The organism is Pseudomonas sp. FSL W7-0098 (assembly GCF_005930585.1).
Taxonomy (GTDB): domain Bacteria; phylum Pseudomonadota; class Gammaproteobacteria; order Pseudomonadales; family Pseudomonadaceae; genus Aquipseudomonas; species Aquipseudomonas bubulae.
Genome location: NZ_RXHW01000001.1, coordinates 168,353 through 187,913 on the forward strand (window position 1 = coordinate 168,353; position 19,561 = coordinate 187,913).

The window sequence follows — 19,561 nt, forward strand, 5'->3', positions numbered from 1 at the left end:
ACGAAGTCGGGCTCTTGGCCATTGGACACTGGAAAGTCAACGGTGCTTATGTTTGTGCTTGTGCTTACCCTTGCCGCCGGAGCTGTGTCTGTCGCCGTCGTCGCCAAGGTTATTGCCCACTGCACCACCTACTGCGCCACCCAGCCCGGCACCAATGGTAGAGCCGGTGGAACCGCCCAGTTGACCGCCGATAAGCGAGCCGCCAGCGCCACCGACGCCGCCACCGATGGCGGCTTCGGTTTTACTGCCTCTGGGTGCACCCACTGCACTACCGGCAGCGGCGCCCACACCTGCACCGATCGCCGCTCCTGAAGAGCCGCCCAGCTGTTGACCGACAATATTGCCCAGTGCGCCGCCAACACCGCCTCCGACCGCGGCAGATCCATCCCCGGCAGCCATTGCTCCCTGCGAAATCACGATGCCCAGCACCAGGGCGGGTAATGTAATACGCATGTCATTCACCTGAATCGAAAGTGATCAAGAGATGTATGCAGGAGAGTAAGAATCCTGCCTGTACAGAATTTGACGGCTTACCTGGCATAAAGTTCGATAACGGCATAGCGTCCCCTATTTGCAGGAAGCAAATAGATTTTCCGCAGCAAAAGGCTCATTGAGTGATGCCTGAATCAGGCAGGGGCAGCCGCGGCGATGCGGCCGATGCAGGCCCCGACAGCTGAAGGGGCCTGCCAGAAGCGTTAGAATGCCAGGCCGACCTTCACGCCGAACTCGTCACGCTTGAGTTTGGTGTTGTCGGCAATCGGCGAATCTTCGTCGATTTTGTACTCCGTACGGGTGTAGTACACGCCTGCATTGATCGGCATATCACCGTTCTGGTTCATCAGCAGCGAAACTTCAGCGTAGGGGTTGGTGCGGTCTTTCATGTCGACGTTGCCGCTGCCGAAGCCGTCGACTTTCAGCCGTGCGCGACCATCCATAGCGTGACGGGCGCCTACTTCTACACGCAGGGTCGAGGTGTCGAACTGGTGGTTGTAACCCAGTGCGGCCTTGGCAAACGGCGATTTGAAGGTCAACGTTGTGTCCAGGTCGTTGATTTCAGGTTCGAAACGGGTCCAGCTGTAACCGCCACCGACGATAACGTCGACGAAGTTGCGGGCATCCAGCGCTGCGCGCCAGCCAAGGTCGAGGTCGGCCTGGGCTTCCTTGAGCTTGTTGTCGTTTTTCTTGCTGTATTTGGCTTCACCACCGATCTGGTAGATGAAACCGGATTCGGCGGTCATCTTGTTGCCAAAGTTGGCGAACACACCGGCCTGGCCCATATCCTCCTTGTCGGATTTGCTACCACCTTCGAATTTGAACTTGGTGTAGGAGCCCAGTAAACCGACGGTGAAGAGCGGGTCAGTACTTGGGGCTGCCATCACTGCCAATGGTGCGCCGAACAGCGCCAGGGCACAGGTGTGACGCAGCAGTTTTGCGGTAAGCATTCGTGAATGTCTCCATGACGTAGATAAAAATGTTTACGGCTATTTAGATATAACGACTCTGATAAGTTCAGAGCGAATCGATAAGAAGCTAAAACCCGCTCCCAATCAAGTTTTGCTGCCCCATACCCACCGGGGTCTTTTTTGACCTTGAGCCGTTGTGGCTGCTCACCGCTATTGCAGGTTTGAGGGCTGCAAACCCGTGGCCATAGATCCCGGAGGAGCAAACACACTGAAAGAAATAACGCGCCTGTCGCCAATCAGGCGCGTGCTGCTTTAGTGCGTTACCAGCGTGTCCAGCGACTTGTCGACATACCCCTTGGCCAGCTCCACCAGGTGCAGGGTCGACAACACCAGGTCGCGCGCAGGGCCGCTCAGACCATTCCCCGCCTCAAGGGAGCTGCCACTTTTCGCGACTAAACGAATGTGGTGGCAGCCGTGCACAGGTTAGTAGACCGGCGTGTTTGGGAACCGGTGTGCCCGAGGGCACCCTGCGCACGGCCACCATAAAACGCAGGCCGTAAAAAAGCGCCTCACGGAGGTGGCGCCTTGCGCCAAACACAAAGACCGGGCGACAGGAGATTACACAGCGTACGTCGACCGCCGCAACAGGCGAATCAGGCCACATCCACCAGCACAATCTCGCTGTCTTCAATCGCGGTGACCCGTAGCACGGTCTCATCGACAATGGCCACACCGTCCCGTGCGCTGGCCTGCAGGCCATTGACTTCAATCACCCCGGTGGCAGGCACCAGGTAGGCTCGCCGGCCGCTGTCCAGACGGTACTCGGCGGTTTCCCCGGCCTTCAGGTTCGCCGCTACCAGTCGCGCATCGGCACGAATGCGCAGGCTTTCAGGGTCACCCTCCTTGCCGCTGGCCAGGGTCACAAAACCCTCACGGCCGCCCTTGGGAAAAGGCTTGGCGCCCCACGCCGGAGCATCACCCTGCTGGTTGGGTACGATCCAGATCTGGAAGATCCGGGTCGGTGTGGACTCCAGGTTGTATTCGCTATGCGCAATCCCGGTACCGGCGCTCATCACCTGTACATCACCGGCTTCGGTACGACCCTTGTTGCCCAGATTGTCTTCGTGGCTGATAGCACCTTCGCGGACATAAGTGATGATTTCCATGTCGCGGTGCGGGTGTTTCGGGAAGCCGGTGCCGGGGGCGATCACGTCGTCATTCCAGACCCGCAGGTTGCCCCAGTTCATCCGCTGCGGGTCGTAGTATTCGGCAAACGAAAAGTGATGATGGGCGTCCAGCCAGCCGTGGTTTGCTCCGCCCAGCGTATTGAAAGGTCTGAGTTCAAGCATGATGCTTCTCCTGAGAAGGGTGCCAAGGGTTGACCGGTTGGCGATGAGGTGATTCTCCATCAGCAACATATCGATAAAAAGCTGAAAAAATGCGTTAAACCAATCGGTTTAATAGATGCATTAGCAAGCCAGTCAATCGCTATTTACCTTTAATACAGGCTCTAAACGGCTGATGCCCAAGCAATTAGCTAGAAATCGGCGCGCAATGGGGTGACCATAGCCCCTCCACCCGGACAGCCTCACACCCTGGAGTCAGCGTGCCGCAACACAATCCCGAACTGCCTGAAGACCTTGCCCCCATTACCCAATTGCCCTTGCTCAAGCGCCTTGCCGCGCGTGTGTTTGGCAGTGGCTTGAGCCGTTTGCGCGCGCAACATGCGCCGTCCTGGCTGCAGGGCCAGGCAGACGGGTTCCGCAGCGGGCACAGTGCCGGGGTGGATTACGGTTTCAAGGAGGGGCATGCGGAAGGGCTCGAAGAGGGTCGCCAGGTGCTGTTTATCAGCGATATGCGCCCGCAGGAGCTGCGTGCTCCCGGGATCGACGAGAACCTGTTCGATGACTGGCGCCTGCCGCTGGGCCCGGAACTGAAAAAGCTGATCAAGGCCGACGTGGCTGCCAACCTGCCCGAGCATGCCCAGCCCAGTGCCGCACAGTGGAAGATGATTTTCAGTGATACCCCGTCGACCTCGGTGGTTGCAGGCGCCGGAGCCGGCAAGTCGACCTCGCTGGTGTTGCGCATTCTGCTACTGACCCATTACCTGGGCTTTGAACTCGATTCGATGACCGTGGTGACCTTTACCCGGGAGTCGCGCAAGGACTTTATCAAGAAGCTGCAGGAAATCTTCGCCTTGTGGGGGCGCAATCTGTCGCTCAAGGAAGCCCGGGATGTGGTGCGTACCTTTCACTCGCGGATTTTGCCCATGGTGCGCAGCTTGCCCGGCTATAGCCAGTTACAGGCCTTCGAGACCCTGAATAGCCGCAGCCTGCTCAACGACGACGAGACCGACAGCAACCCGTTTGACCTGCGGATCAACGATGCCCAGCGTCAGCAACTGAATGCCTGTTATCACGGGCTATATAACCGCGATGAGCGCTTCCGTCAGACCCTGGCACCACTGCGACTGCATGCCTTGCAGCTCAAGGAGCTGGAGCGCGACCATCCTGATGTGCAAAAACGCATGGCGGTGACCGAACTGGCCGCCAGGCGCGACGAAGAACTCTGCGACACCCTGGAAGACCTCTGGTTTGCCGCCGGCGCCTGGCCGATCAAAGGCATTGAGCCCAACCGCGAAACCATCGAGATCAATGGCGCGCAGTTCCATTGCCACGGCTATATTGCCGAGCTGGATGCCTGGGTGGTACTGGGCTTCGATCCCCGTGAAAACCCGCAGATCTGCCGCCCCGGGGCCAAGCTCAGCGTGCGCGCCGAGTGGGCAGTCAAGCGCACCCTGTTTCAAGCTTTTTGCAGCAAGCCATTGATATGGCTGGAAAACTACGAATCTGCGAAGCGTGTAGTCAGTGCCCTCGCTGGGGATGCCAGCGCAGGCCCCGGCTTTGATTACAAGCTCAAAGGTGAGTTGGGCTCGGCGCCTTTGCTCGACAGTTTTGTCGCCGCCGCCAGTTTTATTGAAAACCTGGGGCTGGACGTGTCCGCCGCAGTGGGCGATATGCGCTTTGCCAAGGATGATCCGGACCGTTTCTTTTTTGAGGCCTTGAGCCTGTTCTGGCGGGCGCTGGAAGACCACCTGCTGGCACAGACCCCGCCGGTGATGACCTATAACCGCATGTTCTCCCTGTTTGGCGAGAACACCCCGCAGAACTTCAAGCTGCTCAGCCATGAGCAACTGCGGCCGTTGTCGCACTTGATGATTGATGAGTTTCAGGATGTCTCACCACAGATCGTGTCCTGGCTACGCGCCAGCTTGCGCGAGATCCGCAGCCGTGGCCCGGCCATGCATGTAGGCCGTGGAGCCCAGCGTTCATCGTTGTTGTGTGTGGGCGATGACTGGCAATCGATCTACGGCTGGCGGGGCAGTTCGCCCAAATACTTCATGGAGTTCAACAAGGAATTTCCGTCACCTGCCACCACCCGGGTGATGCTCAGTGACAACTTTCGCAGCCATCAACACATCATCGATGCCGCCGAACATATCGTGCGTGCCGCGCCGTCCATTGCCGGCAAGCGGGCCAAGGCCAGCGGTGAGCCCAAGGTGGCAGTCCCGGTCAATGTGCTGCATCGCGATGACCAGGGGTTGGCCGCGCAGTTGATCGAGCATTACAACGCCGGGGACAGTATCTTGATGTTGTTTCGAAAAAGCAGCGATAAGTTACTGATAGAAAAGGATATTCAATCAGTAGTTAATGTTGATTCGAGGTTGGCGCCGGAAGATCGCAGGCTCAAGCAGCTGACCTATCACAGCTCCAAGGGCTTGCAGGCGGATGCTGTTTTCCTGCTGGGGGATTGTCAGCATCTGACAACCTCACCTTATAAGAACCAGGTTTACCGCATGGCCGGTCTGGGTAAGGAGGGTGACCCCGAGCCGTATGACAATGCCCAGAAAGATGAAATCCTGCGTCTGGCCTACGTCGGTATTACCCGGGCAGTGAAGCATTGTTACTGGTATGTGGAAAACCAGGATGCCCAGGGTCCGAATATCCCCAGGGCCTCGGACCGTGTGCCCCAGGGCAAGGCGTTCTTTCAGGACTTGCGACTCACTGACAATAATTGAAGGAATACCTTTTGATTGATCTTCTGCTTGCCAAAAACAACAGTCTGCGCGTATTCGCCTTGTCAGCCCTGGCCCTGTGGACGGCCGGATGCAGTACCGGGGAGCCCGAGCTGCACAAGCCCTCCGAGTTGCCGCCTGCGCCCGAAATAGCCTCGGGTTTGCGTACCGATATGGCCCCGGTACACGCCACCCGGCATATGGCTGCTGCAGCCAACCCGCTGGCCACTGAGGCGGGGCAGCAAATACTGCGCAAGGGCGGCTCGGCAATCGATGCAGCAATCGCCATGCAAGCCGTACTTGCACTGGTTGAACCCCAGTCCAGTGGCCTCGGCGGCGGTGCGTTTATTCTGTACTGGGACGGCAAGCGGGTGCAGGCCTATGATGGCCGCGAAACTGCTCCGGCAGGTGCCACCCCGGGGATGTTCATGGGGGCAGAAGGTCAACCGATGCCTTTCTCCGAGGCCCAGATAGGCGGACGTTCAGTCGGCGTGCCCGGGGTGCTCAGGGCGCTGGAAATGGCCCATCAGCAGCATGGCAAACTGCCCTGGAGTGATCTGTTCCTACCGGCAATCAAACTGGCCAGCGAAGGTTTTCCTGTTTCCCAGCGCTTGCATACGCAAATCGCCGCCGACAGGTTTATCGCCGGCTCGGCGGAAATGGCCCGGTATTTCCTTACACCTCAAGGGCAAGCGTTGCCGGTTGGCACCTTGCTGAAAAACCCGGAACTTGCACGCACCTTGCAAACAATTGCCAGCCGTGGCGCCGATGGGTTTTACCAGGGGGCCGTCGCGCAGGCGATGGTCGACAACGTTCGATCCCACCCTCGTGCCGGGACCCTGTCCCTGGCGGATATCAGTGGTTACCAGGCCAGGGAGCGCACACCGGTGTGTGCGGATTACAAGCAGTGGCAAGTCTGCGGTATGCCACCACCGTCTTCGGGCGGTGTCGCCGTGTTGCAGACCCTGGGGATTCTTGAGGCCCTGCAAGATAAATCCCCGGCCCTCGATCTCGCCAGCATGCCCCCCGTACCGAGCAGCTCCGGTGCAGGTCTTGAGCCTTCGCCTTCAGCGGTACACCTGATCGCAGAAGCCGAGCGCCTGGCTTACGCTGACAGGGCACAGTACCTGGCGGACAGCGACTTCGTACCAGTCAATGTGAAAGGGCTGACGGATAAAGCCTATTTCAGGACGCGGGCCGCTCTGATCGGTGACAAGAGCATGGGCCGTGCCGAGGCCGGTGTTCCGGCAGGCATTAACCTTGCCCTGGCCCCTGATCGCTCGCCACTGCGTATTTCGACCTCCCACATATCCGCTGTCGATGACCAGGGCGGGGCGATCGCCATGACCACTTCGGTTGAGGCTGCGTTTGGTTCGCACGTAATGACCCAGGGTTTTATCCTGAACAATCAGCTCACCGACTTCTCGTTTATTCCCGAAGAAAACGGCAAGCCGGTGGCCAACCGCATCGAGCCGGGCAAGCGCCCGCGCTCTTCAATGGCCCCGACCCTGGTGTTCGAACGCAAAAGTGGCGAATTGGTCGCAACTATTGGTTCACCGGGTGGCTCGCAAATCATCGAGTACGTCAACAAGTCGGTAGTTGGCCTGCTGGACTGGAAGCTGAACCCCCAGGACGCAATCAGCCTGCCCAACTTTGGCAGCCGCAATGTGGACACTGAGCTTGAGGCTGGCCGGTTCAGCCCGGCGCTGGTGCAACAGTTGCAAGACCGCGGGCACAAGGTGGCGCTGATCGAAATGACCAGTGGCACGCAGATTATTGTGCGTGACAACAACGGCTGGGTGGGTGGTGCCGATCCGCGACGTGAAGGTACAGCTTCAGGGGATTGATACGCAGTCAAAAGCCCCTTAGCCCAACCCTCTCCCGCACGGAGAGGGTACTGATCTGCCACAGAGCATCTACAGGCGCTGCAAAATCAGGCCTGTGCCTGCCATGCCAGCGGCGGCACAAAACTCTCGAGTTCGTCTTCTACGCATTGAATGAGGCGCCCCACTTGACCGGGGGTCATCACCGCCGAGCAGGGGATACCGGCGACGGTAATCACGGTTTCACCACTGGCACGGTCAAACAAACGGGCGACCATGCTGCCTGGTGCGTCCATGGTTGCCTCGAAGCCCATCGGGTGGAAGTGCCAGCGCATCAGTTGGCAGGCATTGGGGAAGGTGACTTTGTTGATGTTGTCCATGGGGTACATAGAGCAATTCCTTTAGCTCAAGATAAGGGGCGGTTGTTTCTGACCGCATAGGTTTTCAAGTATTTCGTGATCAAACCTAACACTCGGGAGAGTTGCTGCTAAGCCTTATTTTTCCCGCAACCCGGTTGTTTGCCCGTACTTTGATGTGAATCATGCACTTAGGTTATTTATCCGCAGCCAGTACCCATTGAAGCCCATGGGCAAACTCGGCACTCTGTGTTTTTTTACCTTCGAGCCCCCCATGCCAGCTCCAGACGACGGTCCCGAAAATACCCGCGCCACCGGCGAAACCGTGCTGCGTTACCACCTGTGCTGGAAGCATCGGGATCTGGACGGGGTAATGGCGTTGTATCACCCCGATGTGACCTACAACGACTTCTTCCAGAATCGGGTCATGGTGTTCAATGAACTGCGCGAGTATGTGCAGTCGTCCATGCCCAGAGAACCGGATGAAGCCCTTGAGCACAGTGATCGCATCCGTCTGGATGGCAATACCGCCTTTATTCAATACCGCATGACCTTGCGCGGCAGCCAGGGGTTGGTGTCATTTCGTGCCAGTGAAGCCATTACCGTGCGCGATGGTTTGATCTGGCGCGTCAACGAGTACGCCTCGCTGGTTCATGAGTCAGCCGTCAATCCGGCACGGCAGGGCTCAACACGCCCCGCGGTCAGCCGCCTGGGGCTTTCGGCGCGGCAGCTGGGCTTTATGGCCCGTGACCTGCAAACCTACTTCGAACGACAGCAACCCTGGCTCGACCCCGAGCTGGACTTGCAACAAGTGGCCAAAGCCTGTGGCTATACACGCAATCAGCTGTCGTATCTGTTCAATCAGGTGCTGGGGCAAAGCTTTTACCGCTATCTCAATCACGCACGATTACGCCATGTACTGGCTGCGATGGATGCCGCCGAGACGTCGGTCAAGGTTGATGAGTTGGCCTTTTCGGCAGGCTTCAACTCGATTTCGGCGTTTTACAGCTGTTTTCGCCAGCACACCGGGCAATCGCCCAAGGCTTATGCCAAACAAATTTCTTTGCGGGCACGCACGCAAGACGCGCCCTGATGCCTGCGACTAGGATCGAGCCATTCCTGGATCGGTGTGGAGTCGGTAATGCCAGCATGGTGCTCAATCAGTTTATGGATGGACCAGCTTGGGGAGGAACTCGCACCCCGACCGTCCCTTGAGCACGATCTGGATGTCGATGTGGCTATCATCGGCGCCGGATATACCGGGCTGTGGACCGCGTACTACCTCAAGCGCCATGCGCCTGAACTGAGCATTGCCATCGTCGAGGCACAAACAGCGGGCTTTGGTGCCTCCGGACGCAACGGCGGCTGGCTGATGGGCAACTTGCTGGGCGAAGACCGCTTGCTCGCAGGGTTGCCTGGGGAGCAGCGCCGGGAATCCTTCGACTTGTTGCACGGTATTCCTGATGAAGTGAAGAATGTTATCGATCGTGAGGGTATCGATTGCGATTACCGTAAAGGGGGCGCCTTGTATTGCGCGGCGCGCTACCCGGAGCAGGAGGCCAGCTTGCGCAGTTATCTGGCCAGCCTGTATGCCGAAGGCCTGAACGAAGCCGACTACCGCTGGCTCACCCCGGCCGAACTGGCGCAACAGATCCGTATCAACCGGCCATATGGCGGGATTTTCACACCGCACATCGCCACCCTTCACCCGGCCAAACTGGTGCGTGGTTTGGCCCGCGCCGTTGAGCGCATGGGTGTACAGATCTACGAACAAAGCCCGGTATCCGAGTGGCAGGCAGGGTTCCTGCGCACGGCCAGGGCGCAGGTGCGCAGCCGCTGGGTGGTGCCTGCCGTGGAAGGTTATGCCAACACCCTGGCGCCTTTGGGCCGCTATCAACTGCCGGTACAGAGTCTGATCGTGGCAACAGAGCCATTGCCTCAAGCCACGTGGGACGAGATTGGCCTGTGCAAGGGCCAGGCCTTCAGTGAGAGCAGCCGTCAGGTCACTTACGGCCAGCGCACGGCCGACAACCGCCTGGTATTTGGTGCCCGGGGCGGATATCAGTTTGGCGGGCGCCTGCGTGAGAACTTTGACCTCAGCAGCGATGAAATCGAACTGCGTCGCTATTTGTTCAGCGAACTGTTCCCGCAACTGAAAAACGTCGAAATCAGCCATGCATGGGGTGGCAACCTGGGGATGTCGCGACGTTTTCAGCCGCACATGCTGTGTGATCGACAGCAGGGCATTGCCCTGGCCGGCGGCTACGGTGGCGAGGGCGTGGGGGCCAGCCATCTGGGCGGGCGCACCCTGGCCGACCTGATCCTGCAGCGCGACACCCTCGAAGTCCGCCAGCCCTGGGTCTTGACCGAAGGCGGGTTGGGTGCGCTGAAGAGCTGGGAGCCAGAGCCGTGCCGCTGGCTGGGCTACAACGCAATCATTCGCAGCTTTGTGTACGAAGACAAAACCCTGGCCAACCCCAACAGCCCGCCTTGGCGTCGGCAATTTGCCCGCCGCCTGGCCGGGGTGATGGAAGGCTTTATGAAGTAATCCGACATTTGCGTTCAACAGGAAGCACGCCATGAGCATTACCCAGTTCAAAAACACCGCCCAGGTGACGTTGCAGGAGTCTTTCCCCGTGGCCGCGCCCCTCGGTACACCGGTGGCGGTGACCTCGGTGACCTGCGTGGAGCGTAACGACGGCGTCGAAACCGGTATCTGGGAATGCACCCCGGGCCGATGGCGCCGGCAGATCATGGAGCAGGAGTTCTGCCACTTCATTCAAGGCCGCTGCACCTTTACTCCGGACAACGGTGAAACCCTGACCATAGAAGCGGGCGATGCACTGATGTTGCCTGCCAACAGCACCGGTATCTGGGATATCCAGGAAACCGTGCGCAAGACCTATGTATTGATCCTTTGATCGCCGAAACCTGCCTATAAAAACAGCTGCCTAAAACATGCAAGGAATCGAATCATGATCCGTATAAGCCTGTTGCCCCTGATGCTGGCCACTACCTTGTGTCAGGCCGGTGAAACCGTAAAAGTCTATAACTGGTCGGATTACATTGCCCCCGACACGATGAAGAACTTTCAGCGCGATACCGGCATTGCTTTCAGCTATGACCTGTTTGACAGCAACGAAACGCTGGACGGCAAGTTGATGACGGGCTCATCCGGTTATGACGTGGTGTTTCCGTCCAACCACTTTATGGCGCGGCAGATCCAGGGCAAGGCGCTGAAGAAGCTCGACAAGAGCCAGTTGCCAAACTGGAAGAATCTCAACCCGGTGCTGCTCAAGGCACTGCAGGTCAATGATCCGGGCAACGAACATGGTTTTCCTTACCTGTGGGGCAGCACCGGCATTGGCTATAACATCGCCAAAGTAAAAGCCGTGCTGGGGGATGACGCGCCGGTGGATTCCTGGGATCTGATCTTCAAGCCCGAGAATATGGAGAAACTCAAATCCTGCGGCGTGGCGATTCTGGATAATGGCCCGGAGATCTTGCCAGCGGCACTCAACTACCTGGGGTTGCCTCATCACAGCAAAAACCCGGCTGACTACAAGAAAGCTGAAGAGATGCTGCTCAAGGTCCGACCTTATATCAGCTACTTTCACTCATCGAAGTACACCAGCGACCTGGCCAACGGCAATATTTGCGTGGCCGTAGGCTTCTCTGGCGATATCTTGCAGGCCGAAACCCGCGCTAAAGAGGCCGGAAATGGCGTCGAAATCGGTTATTCGATTCCCAGGGAAGGTGCCGCCATCTGGTTTGACATGGTTGCCATGCCCGCCGATGCACCTGACGAAAAAGCTGCTTACAGCTTTATGAACTACCTGCTGCGCCCGGATGTAATGGCCGGGATCACCAACTACGTGCACTACGCCAATGGCAACGAGCAGGCCGATGCCTTGGTCAGCCCTGAAATCAAGGCTGACACCAAGGTCTATCCAACCCCCGTCATGATGGACAAGCTGTTTGCCCTGGAGGCCATGCCGCTGAATATTGACCGGGTACGCACGCGTGTCTGGACCAATATCAAAAGCGGCAAGTAACTAGCGCAATGCTTGCGGGTTGACCAGATTGGCCGGGCGTTCACCGGCCAATGCCGCCAGCAGGTTTTCGACCGCGCAACGGGCCATGGCCTCGCGGGTTTCGAAGGTGGCCGAACCGATATGTGGCGTGGCCACCACGTTATCCAGCTTCAGCAAGGGCGAGGTCAGTTCCAGCGGTTCGCGCTCGAACACATCCAGCCCGGCAGCGCGGATCTGACCTTGTTGCAGGGCGTTGATCAGCGCCGCTTCGTCCACCACTTTGCCTCGGGAGATATTGATAAAAATGCTCTCGCGGCGCATCAGGGCAAATTGCTCGGCGCCGATCAAACCCTCGGTTTGTGCGGTCAGGGGCAAGGTCAGGCAGATAAAGTCGGCTTCTTGCAGCAGCTCGTCGAGGCTGCGGTACTGCGCATTGAAACGCGCCTCTACTGCGGGTTTGGGCGAGTTGCTGTGGTAAATCACCGGCATGCCGAAACCAAAATGGCCGCGCTGGGCCAGGGCTTCGCCGATACGGCCCATGCCGATAATACCCAGGGTCTTGCCGTGAACGTCGGTGCCGAAATGCTCGGGGCCGACGTTTTTCTGCCATTCGCCGTTGCGCACCATGTTGGCCAGTTCAACCACCCGCCGGGCGCTGGCCAGGACCAGGGCAAAGCCGGTGTCTGCAGTGGTTTCGGTGAGCACGTCAGGGGTGTTGGTGAGCTGGATCTTGCGCTCGGTCATGTAGTCGATGTCGTAGTTGTCGACACCCACCGACACACTGGCGACTGCTTCAAGGTTCGGTGCCAGGTCCAGCAGTTGCGCATCCAGCTTCAGGCTTGCGCCCAGAATGCCTTGCGCCCGGGGCAGGGCGGCACGCAGTTGGTCCATGCCTGCGGCGTCAAGCTTCTTGATCAGCGTGACATCGGCCTGGGCTTGCAGGCGCTGCATCAGTTCCGGGGACAGTTCTTTGTAGAGCACTACATTCTTTTTCAAGGGATTCACCGACATTGAATTCAAGAGTGGGCCAGACGTTGCGAGGTGCTGTGTTGCGGCGCAGCAGGGTCTTTGGCAGCGGGTTTGAGCATGAGGGTCAGCAGTACCGAAATCATCAGCGCGCCACTCATCAACAGAAACGATGCGCCCGTCGAGCCGGTGGAGCTGTTCAGGTAACCCACCAGGTACGAACCGGCAAACGAACCCAGTGCGCCCATGCTGTTGATCAGCGCCATGGCACCACCGGCCACGTTGGAGGGCAGGATTTCCGGAATGATGGCGAAAAACGGACCATAAGGGGCGTACATGCAGCCCCCGGCAATGACCAGGAGCGCGTAGGACCACCAAAAGTGTTCAGCGCCCAGCATGTAGGAAGCGTAGAACGCCACAGACGCGATCAGCAGCGGTGGCCAGACGAAGCGTTTGCGCTTTTGCATTTTGTCCGAGCCCCAGGACACCACCAGCATCGCAATCACGGCTGCCAAATAGGGCAGGGCCGAGAGCCAGCCGGCTTCGATCATGTCCATCTGCGCGCCTTGCTTGAGAATCGACGGCAGCCACAGGACAAAGCCGTACACGCCGATGCTCCAGCAGAAAAACTGCAAGGCCAGCAGGATAACGGCGGGCGTACGGAACGCTGCAGCGTAGTTTTTCACCGGCTTGAGGCCCACTTGCTCGGCATCCAGTGCGCTTTGCAGGTCTTGTTTCTCCTGATTGCTCAGCCATTTGGCTTCGCTTGGACGGTCATCGGCCAGGCGCCACCAGATAAAGGCCCAAAGCACTGCAGGCAGACCTTCGACGATAAACATCCAGCGCCAGCTGTAATGCTGCACCAGATAACCCGATACCACTGACATCCACAACATGGTCACCGGGTTGCCCAGGATCAGGAAGGTGTTGGCCCGCGAGCGTTCGGCACGGGTGAACCAGTGGCACAGGTACACCAGCATGGCCGGCATTACGGCGGCTTCAACCACTCCGAGGGTAAAACGGATAACAATCAGCCAGTAGGCGTTGGACACCACGCCGGTCAATGTGGCCAGGCTGCCCCAGAGGATCAGGCTGACAAAAATCAGCTTTTTCACACTGTTTCTCTGGGCGTAGATCGCCCCGGGTACCTGGAAGAAGAAATAGCCAAGAAAGAACAGCGCGCCCAGCAACGACGACAGCCCGGGAGTGATGTTCAGGTCTTCGGCCATTCCTGAGGCAGCTGCGAAACCGTAGTTGGCACGGTCAAGGTACGCCAGGCTGTAGGTGATAAACACGATCGGCATGATGTACCACCAACGACGGGCGGCGAGTTTTAGGGATTGCATAGAGGGTGCTCCTGAGCTTGTTTTTGTTTTTTCGCAGCAGGTGACAGGTCAAGCAGATAGCGGTGTTTCAAGAGGCGCGTGCAGCGCGTTGTAGTGGTTCAATTCGTCGCGGGTGGGCAGGCCTTCCATATCGCCGCGGCTCTGTACGGCGCGACTGCCAATCCAGTTGCCGCGCTGTACGGCCTCGGCAAAACCGAGATTTTCCAGCAAGGCACTGACTACCCCGACGGCAAAGCCATCACCGGCACCCACGGTGTCGATAACGTTGGCCACCGGCACAGCCGGGACAAACTGCTCAACCTGGGCGGTGCGATAAAACGCGCCTTTGGCCCCCAGTTTGATAATCACGGCTTCAGCACCCTGATCGAGATAGAAGGCGGCGATATCGGACGGGTCTTCAAAACCTGTCAGTAGCCGGCCCTCACTCAAGCCCGGCAGTACCCAGTCGGCGTGGGCAGCAAGCGCATTGATGTCGCGAATCATCTGTTGTTCGCTGGCCCACAACGATGGGCGCAGATTCGGATCGAACGACACGCTGTTACCTGCTGCGCGCATCGACTGCATCAGCTCAAAGGACAGTTCATTGCAGCTGGCCGACAGCGCAGGCGGTATGCCGGTGGCGTGCAGGTGGCGGGCGCCGAGCAACTGCGGGTTGAGCACGGAGCGGTCCATATGGCTGGCGGCCGAGCCCCGGCGGAAGTACTCCACCTGTGGGTCGCTGCCGTCGTCAACGCGGGATTTGAACTGAAAGCCCGTGGGATGTTGCGTATCAGTGGTCACGTACTGGCAGTTCAGCCCTTCGGCTTGCAGTGCATGGCGTACAAAGCGCCCTAGGGAGTCCGCGCCCACTCGGCTCAACCAGGCGACATTGAAGCCCAGTCGCGCAAGGCCAATGGCCACGTTGCTGTCCGCCCCGGCGATGCGTTTGTGGAACCGTTCGACCAGGGCCAGATCGCCAGTTTCTTCAGCCACCAGCATGGCCATGGTTTCGCCAAACGACAGCACATCGACCTTAGACATGGCTCAACTCCTGTTGTTTTTGGCTCAAGCGCGCCAGTACGGCGACGTGTTCCTGGGTCAAGCCGTCCAGATCCGAGCCCTGCAGCGGATATTCGATGGCCCGGGTCAGACCGTGGGGCATATGGGTCATCAGGTGCTGCCAGTGCTGCAGGTCGGTGTCGGTTGGCGGTGTGGCGACCAGTTTGCCGTCCGGGCGACGGCTCACGCCTTTGCAGTGCAGATAGGTGACGTAGCGGCCCAGCAGGCGGGCTGCGGTACTGGCTGACTGATCCTGCCAGTGCCAGTTGCCGATATCGAAGGTCATGCTGATTGGCGCTTGCTGTTGTTCAACCTGATCGAAAAAACGCTGCATGGGCTCAATGCGCCCACCGTAGGAGGTCTGGTCGTTTTCTACCAGCAGGCGTACAGGTTGCTGGTTGAGCAGGGCAGCGAGGTTTTGCAGGTCACAGTGTTCGGTGAAATAGCCCAGTGACACTTTCAGCCATTGGGCGCCGAAAGCGTGGGCGCGCTGCAAGGTGGCCAGCAGTTGGGTATTGGGCCGCGATTGCCCGGCTTCCCACAGTTCCAGTGGCGATGAGAACACGCATTCAAGCCCGTTATCCTGCACGGCCTGGCTGAATGTGGTCGGATCTTCTGTGGTCAGCAGTTCTTCGCGCAGTTCGATGCGTGACACACCGGCGTTGGCCAACACTTCAATAAAGCTGGCCTGGCCGCGCTGGCGAACCAGATCGGCACCGTAGCTCGACAAACTGATGGAAACGGGAAATGTAGTCATTGTCATTATTCTCTGAAACCGGTTTCATTTTGTTGTGCATCAAACGGCCGGTAACCGGGTCAAGGTTGTCAGCCGGTAAAGTGTCAGGCAGTCATGGCTGATCGGGTTGAGCCGCGAACAATCAATTGAGGGGCAAAATCCAGTGCCAGGGGTGCAGATTTGTCACCGCCCAGGCGTTTAAGCAGGCAGTCAAAAGCGCTGGCACCGATCTGTTGCGTAGGCTGGGCCAGGGCAGTGATGCCGTTACCCACCAGCGGGAACCATTCCAGGTCATCCAGGGCAATCAGGCCCACGTCTTCAAACAAGCGGCAATTCAAGTCGCGCAGCACCTGGGTACAAGCCAGCGCAGCCAGGCCGTTGGCACAAAATATGGCCTTGGGGCCGTGGCCGGGTGCTTGCATGAAGGACTGGATGGCAGCGCGAAGGCCTGTACCGGTTTTTACTACGGCGCCGTGCAGGGCAGGGCGCGCGGCCAACTGGCGGGTAAAACTGTCGATGCGCTCGATTCGCGAACTGGTGCCATCGACCGGCTCACTGACCATCAGCACATCGCGATAGCCCTGCTGCTCAAGATGCTCCACAGCCATGCGCACCGCGTCAGCGTTATCGAGGCCGACCAGATCGGTATGCAGTTGCTCGACTTTGCGGTCGATCAGCACGATGGGCATTTCCTGATGCAGTTCTTGCAGTGCGTCAGGGTCATGGCCAAGGGTGTTAAGGATCAATCCTTCGATATTGTAGGAGCGTAGCGCTGCCAGATGCTGACGCTCTTGCTCGTCATTACGGTCGGTATTGCACACCACCAGGTTGTAGCCGTGCAGGCGGCAGGCGGTTTCGACGCCGTGCATGACGGCAATGGAGTAGGGGTTGCGGATATCGGCCACCAGCATGCCGATCAGCCGTGTGCGTCCGCGTTTCAGGCCACGGGCCATTTGATTTGGGCGATAGCCCAGGTCATTGATGGCGCGCTCGATCCGTTCGGCGATGGCTACGGAGAGCAAGGCGCGGTCTTCGCCGATAAAGCGTGACACGCTGGCCTTGGAGACGCCGGCGCGCTGGGCAACATCGAGCATGGTTACGCGGGAGCGTTGAGCTGCGGAAAAACTGTTCACGGCCTGAAACCTTTTATTGGTGTTATCGCAGGCGATTTCGCGGGTGGGCGCTGAAACCGGTTTCATGGAAACCCAAATACCCTGATGACGTCAAGTGACAATGGTTTTAAGGGATACCCGGACCTGTAGCCGCTGAGGAGCGAAGCGAGGCTGCGATCGGCTGCGCAGCAGTCGTAGAACCAGGCCGCTCGACCTCTCAGACATACCGAAATTGCCGGTTTTACGAGCGCTTCGCGCCTCAGCGGCTACAACGATCAGGCAACTTGCTAGTTGCGACGCAAACTTGTCAGTTAGCGACGTTGCACATATAAAAATCGAGAAGTTGCCGTGGTGAGAAAGTTATATGACGAGTGTTATATCAATCTGCTTTCGGCCCAGGTTAGAGACGAACGGGAAGCCGTTTAATTTAACTTTTTATAATTAGACCATGCAGTCAGTTAGTGGCCGATAACGGATAAAAAAATACTGCCGGTCAAGTATTCAATGTTTCCGGGAACTTGCGCCGTTTGCGCAAATAAGCCGTAAAAAAGTACTGGACTAAATATTTCAGGTTGTGTCAGTTTTGCTCCGCCATAAACGGCGAGTGATAGGACGATCTCGCCAAGGGGTCGTCGTGGTCTGTCAATAAACTTTCTACTGCTAAACAAGGAAATGTTTACATGTCGAAACTTAAAGAGAAAGCGGCACTGTCCGTTGGCCAGGTACAAGCGGCAAGCGCCAGCAGTTCTGCCTTCACTCAGATTGATAACTTTAGCCATTTCTATGATCGTGGTGATCATCTGGTCAATGGCAAACCTTCGCTCACTACCGACCAGGCCGCCGATCAGCTCACGCGCTCCGGCGCCAGTTGGCACGACCTCAACGGCGACGGTGTGATCAACCTTACCTACACGTTCCTCACGGCACCGCCGGTGGGTTACGCGACCCGTGGCCTGGGCACTTTCAGCCAGTTCTCCTCGCTGCAGAAAGAGCAGGCCAAGCTGTCGCTGGAATCCTGGGCCGATGTGGCCAAGGTGACCTTCACTGAAGGCGCTGCAGTCCGTGGCGGTGATGGCCACATGACCTTTGCCAATTTCAGTGCAAGTAACGGCGGTGCGGCGTTTGCCTATCTACCCAGCAGTTCGCGCAAGGGTGAGTCGTGGTACTTGATCAACAAGGATTATGAGGTCAACAAGACCCCGGGTGAAGGCAATTATGGTCGCCAGACCCTGACCCATGAAATCGGCCATACACTGGGCCTGTCGCACCCGGGTGACTATAACGCCGGCAATGGCAACCCGACCTACCGGGATGCGGTGTATGGCGAAGACACCCGTGCCTACAGTGTTATGAGCTACTGGAGTGAAAGCAACACCGGCCAGCATTTCACCAATAGTGGCGAAGGTGCTTACGCCTCTGCGCCATTGCTGGATGATATTGCGGCGGTGCAGAAACTCTATGGCGCCAACCTCGAAACCCGCGCTGGCGATACGGTCTATGGCTTCAACTCCACCGCCGATCGCGATTTCTACAGCGCGACGTCTGCCAGTTCCAAGCTGATTTTCTCGGTGTGGGACGGTGGCGGCAACGACACCCTGGACTTCTCCGGCTTTAGCCAGAACCAGAAGATCAACCTCACCGCCGGTTCGTTCTCCGATGTTGGCGGCATGACCGGCAACGTGTCGATTGCCCAGGGCGTCACCGTGGAAAACGCCATTGGCGGTTCGGGCAACGATCTGCTGATCGGCAACAGCGCTGACAATGTGCTCAAGGGCGGCGCCGGCAACGACATTATCTATGGCGGCGGCGGTGCTGATACCTTGTGGGGCGGTACGGGTTCAGATGTGTTTGTGTTTGGCGCGGTGTCTGACTCTGCGCCGGGTGCAGCCGATATCATCATGGACTTCCAGTCCGGTATCGACAAAATTGATGTGTCGGCCATCACCAAGCTGGCCGGGCTTAACTTTGTCGAGGCCTTTACCGGCCGTGCCGGTGAAGCGATTGTCAGCTATGACACGGCCAGCAACCTGGGCCACTTTGCGGTCGATTTCAGCGGTCATGCCGTTGCCGACTTCCTGGTGAACACTGTTGGCCAAGTGGCAACTTACGACATCGTTGTCTAAGCCTGCCGGTACACGGGCAGCGCGCAAGCGCTGCCCTCTGCCAGGAAGCCTGAAATCATGAGTCATTTGGCATACCGTTTATTCAGGGCAGTGGGGTGTATCGCCGCACTGCTGACTTTTACCACAGAGAGCGCCATGGCCAATTCCTTGCTGTTGATGAGCCCCGCACAACTGGCGGGCAGTTGGACGTTTTACCTGCAGGGCGATGCAAAAGAGGCCTGCAAGGTGCAGTTGATTGCCGAACATAAAACCTTCAGTGCGCAAGTGAAGTGTTTGAAAACATGGTTGGGCGAAGTGCCAAAAAGTTGGTCGCCAACACCGGACGGTCTGTTTCTGATGGGCGAGGATGGAACAGCTCTGGTGCATATGAACCGGATTGAGCCCGGTCACTATGAAGCGAAGATCAAACCCGAAACAGTGTTGGTGATGGTGCGTGGCAATCATTAAGTTGTACTGAAATTGTAACTTCAATCGCGCGAGGCTGGGCGCCCCCTGTTAGGAGCGGCGCAAGTGCGCCTGTCAGTTTTATTTATGTGCGAAAGCCGTACT

General features: G+C 58.1%; 18 protein-coding genes. 8 read left to right on the plus strand and 10 right to left on the minus strand.

All coding sequences use genetic code 11. The annotated features are described in order from the left end of the window. Positions 1–36: 36 nt before the first annotated feature. The 4 genes from FHL07_RS00830 to FHL07_RS00845 form a co-directional block, all read right to left on the minus strand. The gene (locus tag FHL07_RS00830; RefSeq protein WP_095000139.1) at positions 37–453 is read right to left on the minus strand and encodes a hypothetical protein; all 417 of its coding nucleotides are present in this window, start codon (positions 451–453) and stop codon (positions 37–39) included. A gap of 242 nt (positions 454–695) precedes the next feature. Beyond that, positions 696–1,442 carry an outer membrane beta-barrel protein gene (locus FHL07_RS00835; RefSeq protein ID WP_095000140.1) on the minus strand — a complete coding sequence of 249 codons (747 nt, stop codon included), beginning with the start codon at positions 1,440–1,442 and terminating at the stop codon, positions 696–698. A gap of 273 nt (positions 1,443–1,715) precedes the next feature. Then, entirely contained in the window at positions 1,716–1,883 is a 168-nt protein-coding gene (locus FHL07_RS00840; RefSeq protein ID WP_238705488.1) for a hypothetical protein, read from the minus strand. A gap of 173 nt (positions 1,884–2,056) precedes the next feature. Next, on the minus strand, positions 2,057–2,752 hold the full coding sequence (locus tag FHL07_RS00845; RefSeq protein WP_095018528.1) for a pirin family protein: 696 nt from the start codon (positions 2,750–2,752) through the stop codon (positions 2,057–2,059). Positions 2,753–3,009: 257 nt separating this feature from the next. Here FHL07_RS00845 and FHL07_RS00850 point away from each other — a divergent pair, with 257 nt between their 5' ends. Continuing rightward, entirely contained in the window at positions 3,010–5,481 is a 2,472-nt protein-coding gene (locus FHL07_RS00850) for a UvrD-helicase domain-containing protein (RefSeq protein ID WP_138737956.1), read from the plus strand. Between the two features lie 68 nt (positions 5,482–5,549). Next, on the plus strand, positions 5,550–7,325 hold the full coding sequence (gene ggt / locus FHL07_RS00855; protein ID WP_238705495.1) for a gamma-glutamyltransferase: 1,776 nt from the start codon (positions 5,550–5,552) through the stop codon (positions 7,323–7,325). Positions 7,326–7,411: 86 nt separating this feature from the next. Here the strand turns inward: ggt and FHL07_RS00860 are convergent, their stop codons facing one another. Beyond that, positions 7,412–7,690, minus strand: coding sequence for a DUF1652 domain-containing protein (locus FHL07_RS00860; RefSeq protein WP_176464278.1), 279 nt, complete (start codon positions 7,688–7,690; stop codon positions 7,412–7,414). Between the two features lie 241 nt (positions 7,691–7,931). Here FHL07_RS00860 and FHL07_RS00865 point away from each other — a divergent pair, with 241 nt between their 5' ends. The 4 genes from FHL07_RS00865 to FHL07_RS00880 are packed head-to-tail and all read left to right on the plus strand — an operon-like array spanning position 7,932 to position 11,712. Then, complete coding sequence (locus tag FHL07_RS00865; protein ID WP_095000619.1) at positions 7,932–8,750, plus strand: helix-turn-helix domain-containing protein; 819 nt, start codon at positions 7,932–7,934, stop codon at positions 8,748–8,750. A 48-nt stretch (positions 8,751–8,798) separates the two neighbouring features. After that, positions 8,799–10,205, plus strand: coding sequence for an NAD(P)/FAD-dependent oxidoreductase (locus FHL07_RS00870; RefSeq protein ID WP_138737958.1), 1,407 nt, complete (start codon positions 8,799–8,801; stop codon positions 10,203–10,205). 31 nt (positions 10,206–10,236) lie between these two features. Next, complete coding sequence (locus FHL07_RS00875) at positions 10,237–10,578, plus strand: cupin domain-containing protein (RefSeq protein ID WP_095000145.1); 342 nt, start codon at positions 10,237–10,239, stop codon at positions 10,576–10,578. 54 nt (positions 10,579–10,632) lie between these two features. After that, positions 10,633–11,712, plus strand: a complete 1,080-nt coding sequence (locus FHL07_RS00880) for a polyamine ABC transporter substrate-binding protein (protein ID WP_095026223.1) — start codon at positions 10,633–10,635, stop codon at positions 11,710–11,712. Here FHL07_RS00880 and FHL07_RS00885 read toward each other — a convergent pair whose 3' ends face one another. The 5 genes from FHL07_RS00885 to FHL07_RS00905 form a co-directional block, all read right to left on the minus strand. Continuing rightward, complete coding sequence (locus tag FHL07_RS00885) at positions 11,713–12,687, minus strand: 2-hydroxyacid dehydrogenase (protein WP_095038919.1); 975 nt, start codon at positions 12,685–12,687, stop codon at positions 11,713–11,715. Between the two features lie 20 nt (positions 12,688–12,707). Then, positions 12,708–14,003, minus strand: coding sequence for an MFS transporter (locus FHL07_RS00890; RefSeq protein WP_095018532.1), 1,296 nt, complete (start codon positions 14,001–14,003; stop codon positions 12,708–12,710). Between the two features lie 48 nt (positions 14,004–14,051). Continuing rightward, positions 14,052–15,023: a sugar kinase gene (locus tag FHL07_RS00895; RefSeq protein WP_138737959.1), complete on the minus strand. Its 972-nt coding sequence runs from the start codon at positions 15,021–15,023 to the stop codon at positions 14,052–14,054. Further along, positions 15,016–15,798 (minus strand): sugar phosphate isomerase/epimerase family protein, encoded by a 783-nt coding sequence (locus FHL07_RS00900; protein ID WP_095000149.1) that lies wholly within the window; start codon positions 15,796–15,798, stop codon positions 15,016–15,018. Before FHL07_RS00900 ends, FHL07_RS00895 begins: the two co-directional genes overlap by 8 nt. Positions 15,799–15,881: 83 nt before the next feature. Further along, positions 15,882–16,910, minus strand: coding sequence for a LacI family DNA-binding transcriptional regulator (locus FHL07_RS00905; protein WP_138737960.1), 1,029 nt, complete (start codon positions 16,908–16,910; stop codon positions 15,882–15,884). Positions 16,911–17,569: 659 nt separating this feature from the next. Here FHL07_RS00905 and FHL07_RS00910 point away from each other — a divergent pair. Together FHL07_RS00910 and FHL07_RS00915 are read left to right on the plus strand one after the other, a co-directional pair. Continuing rightward, positions 17,570–19,012, plus strand: coding sequence for a serralysin family metalloprotease (locus FHL07_RS00910; protein ID WP_095038912.1), 1,443 nt, complete (start codon positions 17,570–17,572; stop codon positions 19,010–19,012). A gap of 135 nt (positions 19,013–19,147) precedes the next feature. Further along, complete coding sequence (locus tag FHL07_RS00915; RefSeq protein WP_176464969.1) at positions 19,148–19,459, plus strand: AprI/Inh family metalloprotease inhibitor; 312 nt, start codon at positions 19,148–19,150, stop codon at positions 19,457–19,459. Positions 19,460–19,561 lie beyond the last annotated feature (102 nt).